Here is a 13,341-nt window from a genome sequence, read left to right on the forward strand (position 1 = left end):
ACTGGCCGTTGGTTTTTTGATCTGTTTTCGGCGAGGGTTGCTCGTGATTGTTAGTCCCTGTAATGCACCAAAATTGTCTGCCAAACGGTTTCGAAGCGCTCTGGTAGCAGGCTCTGCACTGCTCTGCCTATTCAGCGCCGGTCAACTTTGGGCATTCAATCTGGATGACGTATCGGTCAAGGCAAAAGAGCTGGCCGGGCAAAAGTACGAAGCCCCGCGCAGTAACCTGCCGAATGAATTTCGCGAGATGAAATTCGCGGACTATCAAAAAATCCGGTTCCTCACGGAAAAAGCCGAATGGGCGAACCAGAAAACCCCCTTCAAGCTGTCGTTCTATCACCAGGGCATGCACTTCGATACGCCGGTGAAAATCAACGAAATCACGGCCAACACCGTCGAAGAGATCAAATACGACCCAAGTCGTTTCGATTTCGGCGACGTGAAGTTCGATCCTAAAGCCACCGAACAGTTGGGCTATGCCGGTTTCCGTGTGCTGTACCCGATCAACAAGGCCGACAAGCAAGACGAAATCATGACCATGCTTGGCGCGAGCTACTTCCGCGTCATCGGCAAGGGGCAAACCTACGGGCTCTCCGCTCGCGGCATGGCCATTGATACCGCGTTGCCATCCGGCGAAGAGTTCCCGCGCTTCACCGAGTTCTGGATTCAACAGCCCAAACCGGGCGACAAGCACCTGGTGATCTTTGCCCTGCTGGATTCACCGCGTGCCACCGGTGCCTATCGCCTGACCCTGCGTCCGGGCAGCGACACGGTCGTCGACGTCAAGGCCAGGATGTTCCTGCGTGACAAGGTCACCAAGCTCGGCGTTGCGCCGTTGACCAGCATGTTCCTGTTCGGCGCCAACCAGCCGTCGAAAGTGCTGAACTACCGTCGCGAGCTGCACGATTCCAGCGGCCTGTCGATCCATGCCGGCAACGGCGAATGGATCTGGCGCCCACTGAACAATCCGAAACACCTGGCAGTGAGCAACTTCTCGATCGAGAACCCGCGCGGTTTCGGCTTGCTGCAACGTGGCCGTGACTTCAGTCACTACGAAGACCTCGATGACCGCTACGACAAGCGCCCAAGTGCCTGGATCGAACCGAAAGGCGATTGGGGCAAAGGCTCCGTCGATCTGGTAGAGATTCCTACGGCCGACGAAACCAACGACAATATCGTCGCTTTCTGGAGCCCGGAAAAACTGCCTGAGCCTGGCCAGTCCCTGGACGTTGCCTACCGCATGCACTGGACCATCGACGAAGCCTCCCTGCATTCGCCGGACAGCGCTTGGGTTCAACAGACCCTGCGTTCCACGGGTGACGTCAAGCAGTCGAACCTGATTCGTCAGCCGGACGGCAGCGTGGCCTATCTGGTGGATTTCCAAGGCCCGTCCCTGCAAGTCCTGCCGGAAGATGCTGAAGTGCGCAGCCAGGTGAGCGTTGGCGACAACGCAGAGCTGGTCGAGAACAGCGTCCGTTACAACCCTGAAACCAAGGGCTGGCGCCTGACTTTGCGGATGAAGATCAAGGATCCGGGCAAGGCCACCGAAATGCGCGCGGCGCTGGTCAAGAACATCACGCCTGCCGAGGCGCTCAAGACCGCTGCGCCAGCGTCCAGTTCTTCCGTTGCCAAGGCCGACAAGATTGCCGCCCGCCAGCAAGAGAAGAAGGACAAGGAAGCAAAGCAGGCTGAATCACAAGCCCTGCAAGTCAAGGATACCAAGGACAAGGACAACAAAGACGCCAAGCAGCCTGTCGCTGCCCAAGCGGCCCCAGCCACAACGGAATCGGCACCGACTGAACAAGTCCTGACCGAGACCTGGAGCTATCAGTTGCCCGCCGATGAGTAATTCACACGTACAGCCACAAACGCTTGCCGAGTACCTGGCGCATTTGCCGATGAGCGACGAGCAGCGCGCGGAACTCGCGGGCTGCAAGTCTTTCAGTGAACTGCACGAACGTCTGTCGTCCTCGACGTTCGACGCACCAACCGAGGCTGCTCAAGCCTCGGTTGGCCGGCGCCTGACCCTGAACTCCGCCGAAGAACTGGCGGACGCGGAAATGCTGGTGCTCGACGCCAGTGGTCGGGTTTGCCTGAAGGCAACCCCACCGATCCGTCGGACCAAAGTCGTGCCCGAGCCGTGGCGCACCAACATTCTGGTGCGTGGCTGGCGTCGGCTGACCGGTCGCACCAATCCGCCGGCCCCGCCGAAGGATGAGAACGTGCTGCCGGCGGCTCGCTGGCGCACCGTCGGTTCGATCCGACGCTACATTCTTCTGGTGCTGATGCTCGGTCAGACGATCGTCGCCGGCTGGTACATGAAAGGCATCATGCCGTACCAGGGCTGGTCGTTCGTCGATCTTGAAGAAGTCCTGCATCAACCTCTGACCCAAACCGCCACGCAAGTGCTGCCCTATGCCTTGCAAACCAGCATTCTGATTATGTTCGGGATTCTGTTCTGCTGGGTCTCGGCCGGTTTCTGGACTGCGCTGATGGGCTTCCTCGAGCTGATCACCGGTCGTGACAAGTACCGCATTTCCGGCGCCAGCGCCGGCAACGAGCCGATCGCGAAGGACGCACGCACTGCACTGGTGATGCCGATCTGCAACGAAGACGTGCCGCGGGTGTTCGCCGGTTTGCGGGCGACCTTCGAATCGGTTGCGGCCTCGGGTAACCTGGATCGCTTCGACTTTTTCGTACTCAGCGACAGTAACGACGCCGATATCTGCGTTGCCGAGCAGCAGGCCTGGCTGGACGTTTGCCGTGAAGGCAAAGGCTTCGGCAAGATCTTCTATCGTCGCCGCCGTCGCCGCGTAAAACGTAAAAGCGGCAACCTCGACGACTTCTGCCGTCGTTGGGGTGGTGACTACAAGTACATGGTCGTGCTCGACGCCGACAGCGTGATGAGCGGCGAATGCCTGAGCAGTCTGGTGCGCCTGATGGAAGCCACGCCGGACGCCGGGATCATCCAGACCGCGCCGCGTGCGTCGGGCATGGACACCCTTTATGCGCGTATGCAGCAGTTCGCCACGCGTGTGTATGGTCCATTGTTCACCGCCGGTCTGCACTTCTGGCAGTTGGGCGAATCCCACTATTGGGGTCACAACGCGATCATCCGCATGAAGCCGTTCATCGAGCACTGCGCCCTGGCGCCGTTGCCCGGTAAAGGCGCGTTTGCCGGTGCGATTCTGTCCCACGACTTCGTCGAAGCTGCGCTGATGCGCCGTGCCGGCTGGGGCGTATGGATTGCCTACGACTTGCCGGGCAGCTATGAAGAACTGCCACCTAACCTGCTGGACGAACTCAAGCGTGACCGTCGCTGGTGCCACGGTAACCTGATGAACTTCCGGCTGTTCCTGGTCAAGGGCATGCACCCGGTACACCGTGCGGTGTTCCTGACCGGCGTGATGTCGTACCTGTCTGCGCCGTTGTGGTTCTTGTTCCTGGTGTTGTCGACGGCCTTGCTGGCGGTCAACACGTTGATGGAGCCGCAATACTTCCTGGAACCGCGCCAGCTCTATCCACTGTGGCCACAATGGCAGCCGGACAAGGCAATTGCGCTGTTCTCGACGACCATCGTGCTGCTGTTCCTGCCGAAGTTGCTGAGCATCATCCTGATCTGGGCCAAGGGCGCGAAAGAGTTCGGTGGCAAGTTCAAGGTGACGCTGTCGATGCTGCTGGAGATGTTGTTTTCCATGCTGCTGGCGCCGGTGCGGATGATCTTCCACACCCGTTTCGTACTCGCCGCGTTCCTCGGCTGGGCCGCGACCTGGAACTCGCCACAACGTGACGATGACTCCACGCCGTGGAGCGAAGCGGTCAAGCGCCACGGCCCGCAAACCTTGCTGGGCTTCTTCTGGGCGCTGTTGGTGATCTGGCTGAACCCGAGCTTCCTCTGGTGGCTGGTGCCGATTGTCGGTTCGCTGATGCTGTCGATCCCGGTATCGGTGATCTCCAGTCGCGTCGGCCTGGGCCTGAAGTCCCGTGACGAAAGCCTGTTCCTGATTCCTGAGGAATATGCCCCGCCACAGGAATTGCTGGCGACCGATCAGTACACCCACGAAAACCGTTGGCATGCACTGAACGACGGCTTCGTCCGGTCGGTGGTCGATCCGCAGCAGAACGCTTTGGCGTGTGCGCTGGCGACGTCTCGTCACCGTCAGGCCGAGCCGATCGAATGGTTGCGCATCGAGCGGGTTCGCCATGCAATGAAGGTCGGGCCTGCCGGGCTGACCAACGACGAGCGCGTGGCCCTGCTGAGTGATCCGGTGGCACTGGGTCGTTTGCATGAGCAAGTCTGGAACGAAGGCCACGCCGAGTGGCTGCAAGCCTGGCGCACATCGGTGGATGCCGATCCCCATGCGCCGCTGTTGCCGCTCAAGCCTGTGAATGTGCAGCCTCAGCTGGCCTGATGAAAAGCCCCGCTTTCGAAAGGAAGCGGGGCTTTTTTTCGCCTGCTGCTTTTTGGGGCGGGCGCAAATTCTGTGAGAACGGGGGAGAAGCCTTCGCGGGCAAGCCTCGCTCCTACATGGATGGCAGGATTCTGTGGGAGCGGGCTTGCCCGCGATGGCATCAGCCCGGTTTCAAGCGAACCGGGATGCCCGCATCAGCTCAAACCTTGAACCGCCCCACCAGCATCTGCAAATGCGTCCCCAGCCGCGCCAGCTCGACGCTGGAGGCCGCGGTCTCTTCACTGGCGGCCGAGGTCTGCTCGGACACATCACGCACGTTCAGCACGCTGCGGTTGATCTCTTCAGCCACCGCGCTCTGTTGTTCCGCAGCGGCGGCGATCTGCTGGTTCATTGACTGGATCGCCGATACGGTGCGAGTGATGCTTTCCAGCGAGCCACCGGCGCGGCGGGTCAGTTCGACGCTGCTGTCGGTCAGGCTGCGGCTGTTGTCCATGATGGTCGCGACCTGCTGAGTGCCGGTTTGCAGGCCGACGATCAACTCTTCGATTTCTTCGGTGGACTTCTGGGTGCGTTGGGCCAAGCTGCGGACTTCGTCAGCGACCACCGCAAAACCGCGCCCGGCTTCACCGGCACGGGCGGCTTCGATGGCGGCGTTGAGCGCCAGCAGGTTGGTTTGCTGGGCCACGGACTTGATCACATCGAGCACGCTGCCGATCTTGTCGCTTTCGCGTTTCAGATCGCCCATGGCGGCGGTGGAGTTGCCGACTTCGACGGCCAGGCGCTCGATCTGGGCGATGGCTTCGCCGACCACCCTGTCTCCCTCGCGGGCCTGCTGGTCGGCGGCAACGGCAGCTTCGGACGCTTCCTCGGCGTTGCGCGCGACTTCCTGCACCGTGGCGGTCATTTCGTGCATGGCGGTGGCCACCTGATCGGTCTCGACCTTCTGGCTGTTGACCCCGGCGCTGGTCTGTTCGGTAACGGCGGACAGTTCTTCAGCGGCACTGGCGATCTGGGTCACGCCATCGCTGATGCCACCGATCAGTTCTCGCAGGCCCAGGGTCATGCTTTGCATGGCGCGCTGTAGCTGACCCAGTTCGTCCTGACGTTCTGAAATCAGATTGTGAGTCAGGTCGCCCGCGGCGACACGTTCGGCCACTTTGAGGGTCTGGCTCAGGGGAATGACGATCTGGCGAGTGATGGCCCAAGCCGCGAACAAACCAAAGGCTGACGCCAGGACGGTGGCCAACAGCAGCAGGTTTTTTGCATGTGCCGCATCGGTGTCACGTACGACGGTTTGCGAGACAGTGAGCTTTTTGCTGACGTCGAACAGAATGTCGCCTTGCGCGCTCATGCGTTTGAGGGCAGCAGCGCTGGCGACCTGGGAGTCGCGGAATTGGCTGACCGCCGCGCGATAGGCTTTGAGCGAGTCGGTCGCTTGTTGCAGGTTGGCGATGTGTTGTTCCGGCAGTTGAGACGGCAGGCTTTCGAGGTTTTTCAGAGCATTGCCGATGGCGTCCAGCGCTGGCTGCTCGGCTTCGGGCTTGCCGCTGTAGGTGTAGCCGCGTACCTGGAAACGTGCTTGCTGGATCAGTTTGCTCAGGTCGATCACGCTGTTGAACTGGGCGACACTGTCGCCTTGCAGCAGGGATTTTTCGACTTCAGCGACCCGGGCCACAGCGTTATCGGCAGTGGCGCCCAATTTGCTGCGAGCATCTTCGCGGGTGGAGGTGGCCTGAGTCATATCAGCGAAGGCGCGTTTGTACTCGCTGACGGCGGCCAATTGCTGATCGATCATGGCCACGTCGGCAGGCTGTTCGATCAGCGTACGGGCGGTTTTCAGGCCGGTATCGAGTTGACCGATCAGCTCGTTGACGGCGCCCGGGCCTTGTTCGCCACGGCGCATGTCGTAATCCAGACGGGCGAGACGCAGGTCTTTGGTCAGCTCATTGAGGCTGGAAATAAACCCAAGCGTATCGCCACGGCTGATCACACCGCTCAGGCCGGTCCAGCCGGTGAAGGTGATCAACAAGGTCAGAAGCAGCACCAGACCGAAGCCGACACCCAGTTTGCGATTGACGCTTACATTTCCCAGTTTCTCGGCCAGCCATCGGTACATGCTGCTACTCCCTCGGACCATTAATTGGTTTTATGGGAGCTGTATCGGCCGGCTGGCAGGGATCTGTAGGGGAGTAAACACCTGTGGCGAGGGAGCTTGCTCCCGCTTGGGCGCGAAGCGGCCAGCGCTTTTTACCAGCAAGACCGCATTCACCGGTTTTACGACCGCTTCGCAGCCGAACGGGAGCAAGCTCCCTCGCCATAAGTAGGGTGTTTGACGTTAAAACAGCCGCGAGAGCAGCGCGGTAACGGCAGTTTCGACCCGCAGGATGCGGTCGCCAAGTTGCACCGGCTGCAGGCCGGCCTTGCCCAGCAAATCGATTTCGTAGGGAATCCAGCCGCCTTCGGGGCCGATGGCCAGGGTCACGGGTTCTTCCAGGCCACGAGGGCAGGGCGGGTAGTTCCCGGGATGACCGACCAGGCCGAGGGTGCCTTCGGTAATGGCCGGCAGACGGTCTTCGACAAAGGGCTTGAAACGCTTCTCGATGACGACCTCTGGCAGCACGCTGTCCCGGGCTTGTTCAAGCCCCAGGATCAATTGCTCGCGAATCGCTTCGGGTTCCAGGAACGGGGTTTGCCAGAAGCTCTTCTCGACGCGATAGCTGTTCACCAGCACGATGCGCGGCACACCCATGGCGGCCACGGTCTGAAACACCCGACGGAGCATTTTCGGTCGCGGCAGTGCCAACACCAAAGTCAGTGGCAGCTTGGCCGGTGGCGGCTGATCGAGGGTGATACGCAACTCCGCTTCATCGGCATCCAGGCGCAGCAACTCGGCCGAGCCCATCAAGCCGTCGATACGCCCGACTCGCAGGCTGTCGCCGACCACCGAGCGGTGGACTTCCTGCATATGAGTCAACCGCCGATCGCGCAGGATCGCCCGGTCGGCCGCAATGAAGTCGGCCTCTTCAAGGAGCAGCAGGTTCACGGCTGAGTCGCTGGCGGCTGGTCGTTGTGATCGTCAGCCGGCTGATCGTCCGGGTGCTCGCCACGCTTGCTGATCAGGCTGCCGAACAGGATGCCGATTTCGAACAGCAACCACATCGGTACGGCTAGCAACGTCTGCGAGAAGATGTCCGGCGGCGTCAGGATCATGCCGACCACGAAGCAGCCAATGATCACATACGGGCGGATTTTCTTCAGGTAGGCGACGTTGACCACGCCGATCCACACCAGCAGCACTACAGCCACCGGAATCTCGAACGCCACGCCGAAGGCGAAGAACAGCGTCATGACGAAATCGAGGTAGCTGGTAATGTCGGTCATCATTTCCACGCCGGCCGGGGTGGCGGCGGCGAAGAACTTGAAGATCAGCGGGAACACCAGGAAATAGGCGAAGGCCATGCCGGTGTAGAACAGCAGAATGCTGGAGACCAGCAATGGCACCGCGATGCGCTTCTCATGCTTGTACAGGCCCGGCGCGATAAAACCCCAGATCTGGTGCAGGATCACCGGGATCGCCAGGAACAGCGAGACCATCATGGTCAGTTTCAGCGGCGTCAGGAACGGCGACGACACGTCGGTGGCGATCATCGTCGCGCCGGCCGGCAGGTACTGGCGCAGCGGCGTGGAGACGAAGGTGTAGATCTGCTGGGTGAAGGCGAACAACCCGGCAAAAATGATGAACACCGCCACGACACAACGTAGCAGGCGAGTGCGCAACTCGGTGAGGTGCGAAACCAGCGGCATGTGCTGGTCGTTTTCGGGGAGATCGCTCATGGGGCTCGCGGCGGCAAAGTGGTGTCGTGAGGCGCCGGTATTGTCGGCGCGGCGGCAGGAGCAACAGGTTCTACTGGAGTTGCAGGTGCAGGTTCAGCGGTTGCAACCACCGGCATAACCTCAGCCGCCGGCGCATGAATCGTCTGCGTCGCTACAGGTTCCACCGGCGTCGGCTCCTGCTGAGTCGGCGTGAAGATCTTCCGCGCCTCCTGCTCCAGGGACAGAATGTGCTCGTTGTGCAGTTGCCGGCGGATCTCGTCGGCACCGATTTCACGTTCAACTTCCTGTTTGATCGCGTTGAAGCTGCGCTTCAGCCGCCCGACCCACAGGCCGGCGGTGCGCGCAGCACCCGGCAGACGCTCGGGGCCCAGCACCAGCAGGGCGACGAGGCCGACGAGCAGCAGTTCAGAGAAGCTGATACCAAACATTAGTCAGTGCTCACGAGTCTTTGCGGATCGGCTCTTCGACTTTTTGCGCCTGCACGTCGATGGTGTGCGGCGGGTTCACGGACTGTGTGGTCTGTGGCTGAACAGGTGGAACCGGTTGGGCCGGGGTCGCTGTCGGGTCGGCCGGTTTCTCGTCGTCGTTCATGGCTTTACGAAAGCCCTTGATCGACTCGCCCACGTCAGTGCCGAGGTTTTTCAGTTTCTTGGTGCCGAACACCAACACCACGACAACCAGGATGACGATCCAGTGTTTCCAGTCAAAAATGCCCATGCTGCGTTCCTCTCTAATAGTTGTTCAGGCGGACGGGCGAGAGGCTTTCTCGGCGTGTCCGGACAGACCGAAGCGACGGTCCAGTTCATCGAGCACAGCCTGTGGATGCTGCCCCAGTTGGGCGAGCATGACCATGCTGTGGAACCACAAATCGGCGGTCTCGTAGATCACATCGCTGCAGTCACCGCTGATGGCGGCATCCTTGGCGGCAATGATGGTTTCGACCGACTCTTCGCCGACTTTTTCCAGAATCTTGTTCAAACCCTTGTGGTACAGGCTGGCGACATACGAGCTGTCGGCGGCGGCGCCTTTGCGCTCTTCCAGTACTTGAGCCAGACGGGTCAAAGTGTCACTCATGTTTGTGTCCTGCGGAATAGATAGCGTGCGGGTCTTTCAGCACCGGGTCGACGGTTTTCCAGTCGCCGTTTTCGAAGACGCGATAGAAGCAGCTCTGACGGCCTGTATGGCAGGCGATGTCGCCGATCTGCTCAACCATCAGGATGATCACGTCAGCGTCACAGTCCAGGCGCATCTCATGCAGGGTTTGCACGTGGCCGGACTCCTCGCCCTTGCGCCACAGCTTGCCACGGGAACGTGACCAGTAAATGGCACGGTTCTCGGCGACGGTCAATTGCAGTGCTTCGCGGTTCATCCAGGCCATCATCAGGACGCGTCCGGTCTTGTGATCCTGGGCAATCGCCGGGACCAGGCCATCGGCGTCCCACTTGATCTCGTCCAGCCAGTTTTTCATCTTCGACTCCGACGCGGGCTCTACTTCAATAGTTGAGGCCAATGTTCAAATTCAGCGTTCAAACAGTGTGCCAGCCGATCATCCAACTGGCTATCGGCGAACGACCAGATACAAGCCGACCGCCACCATGATTCCGGCGGGCCAGTGCCCCAGTTCGTTCAACGGGCCACCGGCGGCGAGTATCGTGCCACCCGCCAAATGAGCGGTGCCGAGCAACCGCAGGAACCAGTCGTCCTTGCGCTTGTGCCAAGGGGGGGGCGGGTCGTTGGCGTGGGGCTGAGACATGCGCTCGAGCAGGTCGCGGGCCATGTTGGCCAGGTGCGGGATCTGCTCGAACTGGCTCTGCACGTTGCCTAACAAGGCTTTGGGGCTGACACGCTCGCGCATCCAGCGTTCGAGGAACGGCTGGGCGGTGTTCCACAGATCGAGGTCCGGGTACAGCTGGCGGCCCAGGCCTTCGATGTTCAACAGGGTTTTTTGCAGCAAGACCAACTGCGGCTGGACTTCCATGTTGAAACGTCGAGCGGTCTGGAACAGGCGCATCAGCACCTGGCCGAAGGAAATATCTTTTAACGGTTTTTCGAAGATCGGCTCGCACACGGTACGGATCGCTGCTTCGAATTCATTGAGCTTGGTTTCCGCCGGCACCCAGCCCGAATCGATGTGCAACTGCGCGACACGCCGGTAATCACGCTTGAAGAACGCGAACAGGTTGCGCGCCAGATAGTCCTGGTCTTCCGGGGTCAGGCTGCCGACGATGCCGCAGTCGATCGCAATGTACTGCGGGCTCCACGGTTGCACGGTGCTGACGAAGATGTTGCCGGGGTGCATATCGGCGTGAAAGAAGCTGTCGCGGAACACCTGGGTGAAGAAGATCTCCACGCCCCGCTCGGCGAGCATTTTCATGTCGGTGCGCTGGTCGGCCAGGGTCGCGAGGTCGGTGACCTGAATCCCGTAGATGCGCTCCATCACCAGCACTTTCGGCCGGCACCAGTCCCAATAGACTTGCGGCACATAGAGCAGTGGCGAGCCTTCGAAATTGCGCTTCAGCTGGCTGGCGTTAGCCGCCTCGCGCAGCAGGTCGAGTTCGTCGTAGATGGTTTTTTCGTAGTCGCTGACCACGTCCACCGGGTGCAGCAAGCGGGCGTCGGCCGAGAGCTTTTCCGCGGCGCGGGCGAGGATGAACAGCCATGCCAGGTCTTGGGCAATGATCGGTTTCAGCCCCGGACGGATCACTTTGACGACGACTTCTTCACCGGTTTTCAACTGCGCGGCGTGTACTTGCGCCACTGAGGCCGAGGCCAGCGGTTCAACGTCGAAACGGCTGAAGACTTCACTGATTTTTTTGCCGAGCTGCTCTTCGATCAGCCGGATCGACACTTGCGAGTCGAACGGTGGCACGCGGTCCTGCAGCTTCATCAGTTCATCGGCGATGTCTTCGGGCAGCAGGTCGCGGCGTGTGGACAGGATTTGGCCGAACTTGATGAAAATCGGCCCCAGGTCCTGCAACGCCAGGCGCAGTCGCGCGCCGCGGCTCAGGTCCAGCGTCTTGCGCGGAAACCAGCGCCACGGCAAGGCATAGCGCAGCGCCAGCAAAAACCAGGGCAGTGGCAGGGCGAACAGCAAGTCATCGAGGCGGTAGCGAATCACAACGCGCTGGATGCGCAACAAACGGCGGACGGCAAGCAGCTTCATGCGTTATCGCTTGGGTCGAGGGATCGGGAAAGGCGCTCGAAACGCGCCTCGAGTCGTTCCAGATCGAGCTTGATCTGGTCCAGTTCATTAAAACGGGCGTCAGCTTCGCGCTGACCGACGAGGGCGCGCGATTCTTCGGCCAGGTATTCACCCAGGTTCTGATTCAGGCTGGCGAACCCTTGTTGATACCAGCGTGCGCGACTGCGCAGGTGACCGCCGACCAGTTGCGTGGCCACAGGTCCCAGCCAGCGCGAGAGTTCGTACTCCCAGTCCAGTTCGAGGTCCTGAAGGATCGCCGCCAGTTCCAGCAGCACGCCGCTGTCGCCGTCGAGTTCGACTTCTGGCGCATGCAGAACCGAAGTCTTGTCCTTGCTCGTCGCCAGTTTCAGCAGGCTTGAGGCCGGTGCGCGCAAGGTACAGTCGGCACCGGTTTCCCACTGAGAGGCGAGCATCAGGCCTTCATCGCTGGGCAGGATGAACAGTTGCAACGCCGGGCTGCGGCAGTCGACGGCAATCACCTTGCCACTCAAATGCGCCAGCCGCGGCAGGGCCGTGCTGTCGAGACGCAGCACCCGGTTCAGGCCGAGCTCAACGCTGGCGAGCAGGCCGGCCAGCAACATCAGGGCTTGATGCCGCGGTGCAGGGCGACGATGCCTGCGGTCATGTTGTGATAGGTCACGCGGTCGAAACCGGCCTCGACCATCATCGACTTCAGGGTTTCCTGATTCGGGTGCATGCGGATCGATTCGGCCAGGTAGCGATAGCTTTCCGAGTCGTTGGTGATCAGCTTGCCCATCAGCGGCATGAAGGCGAACGAGTAGGCGTCATAGGCTTTGGACATCAGTGCGTTGGTCGGTTTGGAGAATTCCAGCACCAGCAAACGGCCGCCCGGTTTCAGTACGCGCAGCATCGAGCGCAGGGCGTCTTCTTTATGGGTAACGTTGCGCAGGCCGAAAGCGATGGTCACGCAATCGAAATGGTTGTCCGGGAACGGCAGCTTTTCAGCGTCGGCCTGGACGAATTCGACGTTGCCGGACACACCCAGATCCAGCAGGCGGTCACGACCGACCTTGAGCATGGATTCGTTGATGTCGGCCAGAACGACCTGGCCCGTCGGGCCAACGAGGTGCGAAAACTTTTTGGTCAGGTCGCCGGTGCCGCCGGCGATGTCCAGCACGCGGTTACCGGTGCGCACGCCCGACAGTTCGATTGCGAAGCGCTTCCACAGGCGGTGCATGCCGCCCGACAGGAGGTCGTTCATCAGGTCGTACTTGGCGGCTACCGAGTGGAAAACCTCAGCGACTTTTTCCGCTTTCTGGCTTTCCGGAACGTTTTTGAAGCCGAAGTGAGTGGTGGGTTCGGCATCGCTGCCTTTGCGCTGATCAGTCATATCGCTGTCACCAAAAGAGAATGCGGGACATTCTAATCCTGGTGGCCTGCTTTGTCTTGGCAAGGCTGAAGGTAAGATAGGCAACTACCGGGACGTTTTGACGCATGCAGGGTCAAGATGTCTTGAGCAAGTCACGATAAAGCAGGAGTCATTCGATGGCCCGTATTAGTGTTGAGCGTGCCCACGGCCTGGGTAAGGAAGCGGCCCGCGAGAAGGCCGACAAGTTGGCGCAGAAACTGTCCGAACAATATGGCCTGGAGCCGCAGTGGTCTGGCGACACTCTGAACCTCAGACGCTCGGGCGTAAAAGGGGCGGTGTATGTGGGCGAGGACTCGATCAAGGTCGATGTCGAACTGGGCCTGTTGATGTCTGCCATGAGCGGCACGATCAAATCGGAAATCGAAAGGGCCCTCGATAAAGCGTTGGCATAATCCGGTCGTTGTGTGAAATACGATTAATGTGGGAGCGGGCTTGCTCGCGAATGCGGTGTGTCAGTCGACATCAATGCTGAATGACACACCGCATTCGCGAGCAAGCCCGCT

The 13,341-nt window shown here is 60.5% G+C and carries 13 protein-coding genes and 1 pseudogene; 3 read left to right on the plus strand and 11 right to left on the minus strand.

Translation table 11 applies throughout. The features are described 5' to 3' along the window. The first annotated feature begins 43 nt into the window (after positions 1-43). Together IB250_RS27390 and mdoH are read left to right on the plus strand one after the other, a co-directional pair. Positions 44-1,849 (plus strand): glucan biosynthesis protein G, encoded by a 1,806-nt coding sequence (locus tag IB250_RS27390; RefSeq protein ID WP_192346718.1) that lies wholly within the window; start codon positions 44-46, stop codon positions 1,847-1,849. Beyond that, positions 1,842-4,412: a glucans biosynthesis glucosyltransferase MdoH gene (mdoH, locus tag IB250_RS27395; protein ID WP_192346720.1), complete on the plus strand. Its 2,571-nt coding sequence runs from the start codon at positions 1,842-1,844 to the stop codon at positions 4,410-4,412. The genes IB250_RS27390 and mdoH overlap by 8 nt, the downstream gene beginning before the upstream one ends. Positions 4,413-4,611: 199 nt before the next feature. On the opposite strand, the gene IB250_RS29140 is transcribed toward mdoH, so the two are convergent. The 11 genes and pseudogenes from IB250_RS29140 to ubiE form a co-directional block, all read right to left on the minus strand. After that, positions 4,612-5,484, minus strand: a complete 873-nt coding sequence (locus tag IB250_RS29140; RefSeq protein WP_412548356.1) for a methyl-accepting chemotaxis protein — start codon at positions 5,482-5,484, stop codon at positions 4,612-4,614. Further along, positions 5,470-6,549, minus strand: a pseudogene (locus tag IB250_RS29145) (methyl-accepting chemotaxis protein); the annotation flags it as partial. The pseudogene IB250_RS29145 and the gene IB250_RS29140, both read right to left, overlap by 15 nt. 198 nt (positions 6,550-6,747) lie before the next feature. Then, positions 6,748-7,455, minus strand: a complete 708-nt coding sequence (locus IB250_RS27405) for a 16S rRNA (uracil(1498)-N(3))-methyltransferase (protein ID WP_192346723.1) — start codon at positions 7,453-7,455, stop codon at positions 6,748-6,750. Beyond that, the gene (gene tatC / locus IB250_RS27410) at positions 7,452-8,246 is read right to left on the minus strand and encodes a twin-arginine translocase subunit TatC (protein WP_192346725.1); all 795 of its coding nucleotides are present in this window, start codon (positions 8,244-8,246) and stop codon (positions 7,452-7,454) included. Before tatC ends, IB250_RS27405 begins: the two co-directional genes overlap by 4 nt. Continuing rightward, on the minus strand, positions 8,243-8,674 hold the full coding sequence (tatB, locus tag IB250_RS27415; RefSeq protein ID WP_192346727.1) for a Sec-independent protein translocase protein TatB: 432 nt from the start codon (positions 8,672-8,674) through the stop codon (positions 8,243-8,245). Before tatB ends, tatC begins: the two co-directional genes overlap by 4 nt. 10 nt (positions 8,675-8,684) lie before the next feature. Beyond that, positions 8,685-8,963 carry a twin-arginine translocase TatA/TatE family subunit gene (locus IB250_RS27420; protein WP_123358799.1) on the minus strand — a complete coding sequence of 93 codons (279 nt, stop codon included), beginning with the start codon at positions 8,961-8,963 and terminating at the stop codon, positions 8,685-8,687. 24 nt (positions 8,964-8,987) lie between these two features. Continuing rightward, entirely contained in the window at positions 8,988-9,320 is a 333-nt protein-coding gene (locus IB250_RS27425; protein ID WP_007899279.1) for a phosphoribosyl-ATP diphosphatase, read from the minus strand. Next, a complete protein-coding gene (gene hisI / locus IB250_RS27430; protein WP_192346729.1) occupies positions 9,313-9,714 on the minus strand; it encodes a phosphoribosyl-AMP cyclohydrolase in 402 nt (133 codons plus the stop codon). The genes IB250_RS27425 and hisI overlap by 8 nt, the downstream gene beginning before the upstream one ends. Positions 9,715-9,804: 90 nt before the next feature. After that, a complete protein-coding gene (ubiB, locus tag IB250_RS27435) occupies positions 9,805-11,409 on the minus strand; it encodes a ubiquinone biosynthesis regulatory protein kinase UbiB (protein WP_123358798.1) in 1,605 nt (534 codons plus the stop codon). Next, complete coding sequence (locus IB250_RS27440) at positions 11,406-12,029, minus strand: SCP2 domain-containing protein (protein ID WP_192346731.1); 624 nt, start codon at positions 12,027-12,029, stop codon at positions 11,406-11,408. Before IB250_RS27440 ends, ubiB begins: the two co-directional genes overlap by 4 nt. After that, positions 12,029-12,799 carry a bifunctional demethylmenaquinone methyltransferase/2-methoxy-6-polyprenyl-1,4-benzoquinol methylase UbiE gene (gene ubiE, locus IB250_RS27445; protein WP_123499969.1) on the minus strand — a complete coding sequence of 257 codons (771 nt, stop codon included), beginning with the start codon at positions 12,797-12,799 and terminating at the stop codon, positions 12,029-12,031. The genes IB250_RS27440 and ubiE overlap by 1 nt, the downstream gene beginning before the upstream one ends. A 155-nt stretch (positions 12,800-12,954) precedes the next feature. Here ubiE and IB250_RS27450 point away from each other — a divergent pair, with 155 nt between their 5' ends. Beyond that, a complete protein-coding gene (locus tag IB250_RS27450) occupies positions 12,955-13,230 on the plus strand; it encodes a polyhydroxyalkanoic acid system family protein (protein WP_007899268.1) in 276 nt (91 codons plus the stop codon). Positions 13,231-13,341: the final 111 nt, after the last annotated feature.

The sequence above is a fragment of the Pseudomonas sp. PDM09 genome, assembly GCF_014852305.1.
Classification (GTDB): domain Bacteria; phylum Pseudomonadota; class Gammaproteobacteria; order Pseudomonadales; family Pseudomonadaceae; genus Aquipseudomonas.

What these genes read in the sequence shown, in the direction of transcription:
- mdoH (WP_192346720.1), top strand. Translation starts at nt 1,842, where the DNA reads ATGAGTAATTCACACGTACAGCCACAAACGCTTGCCGAGTACCTGGCG.
- ubiE (WP_123499969.1), bottom strand. Translation starts at nt 12,799, where the DNA reads ATGACTGATCAGCGCAAAGGCAGCGATGCCGAACCCACCACTCACTTC.
- IB250_RS29140 (WP_412548356.1), bottom strand. Translation starts at nt 5,484, where the DNA reads ATGCAAAGCATGACCCTGGGCCTGCGAGAACTGATCGGTGGCATCAGC.
- IB250_RS27440 (WP_192346731.1), bottom strand. Translation starts at nt 12,029, where the DNA reads ATGTTGCTGGCCGGCCTGCTCGCCAGCGTTGAGCTCGGCCTGAACCGG.
- IB250_RS27450 (WP_007899268.1), top strand. Translation starts at nt 12,955, where the DNA reads ATGGCCCGTATTAGTGTTGAGCGTGCCCACGGCCTGGGTAAGGAAGCG.
- hisI (WP_192346729.1), bottom strand. Translation starts at nt 9,714, where the DNA reads ATGAAAAACTGGCTGGACGAGATCAAGTGGGACGCCGATGGCCTGGTC.
- IB250_RS27425 (WP_007899279.1), bottom strand. Translation starts at nt 9,320, where the DNA reads ATGAGTGACACTTTGACCCGTCTGGCTCAAGTACTGGAAGAGCGCAAA.
- IB250_RS27420 (WP_123358799.1), bottom strand. Translation starts at nt 8,963, where the DNA reads ATGGGCATTTTTGACTGGAAACACTGGATCGTCATCCTGGTTGTCGTG.
- ubiB (WP_123358798.1), bottom strand. Translation starts at nt 11,409, where the DNA reads ATGAAGCTGCTTGCCGTCCGCCGTTTGTTGCGCATCCAGCGCGTTGTG.
- tatC (WP_192346725.1), bottom strand. Translation starts at nt 8,246, where the DNA reads ATGAGCGATCTCCCCGAAAACGACCAGCACATGCCGCTGGTTTCGCAC.
- tatB (WP_192346727.1), bottom strand. Translation starts at nt 8,674, where the DNA reads ATGTTTGGTATCAGCTTCTCTGAACTGCTGCTCGTCGGCCTCGTCGCC.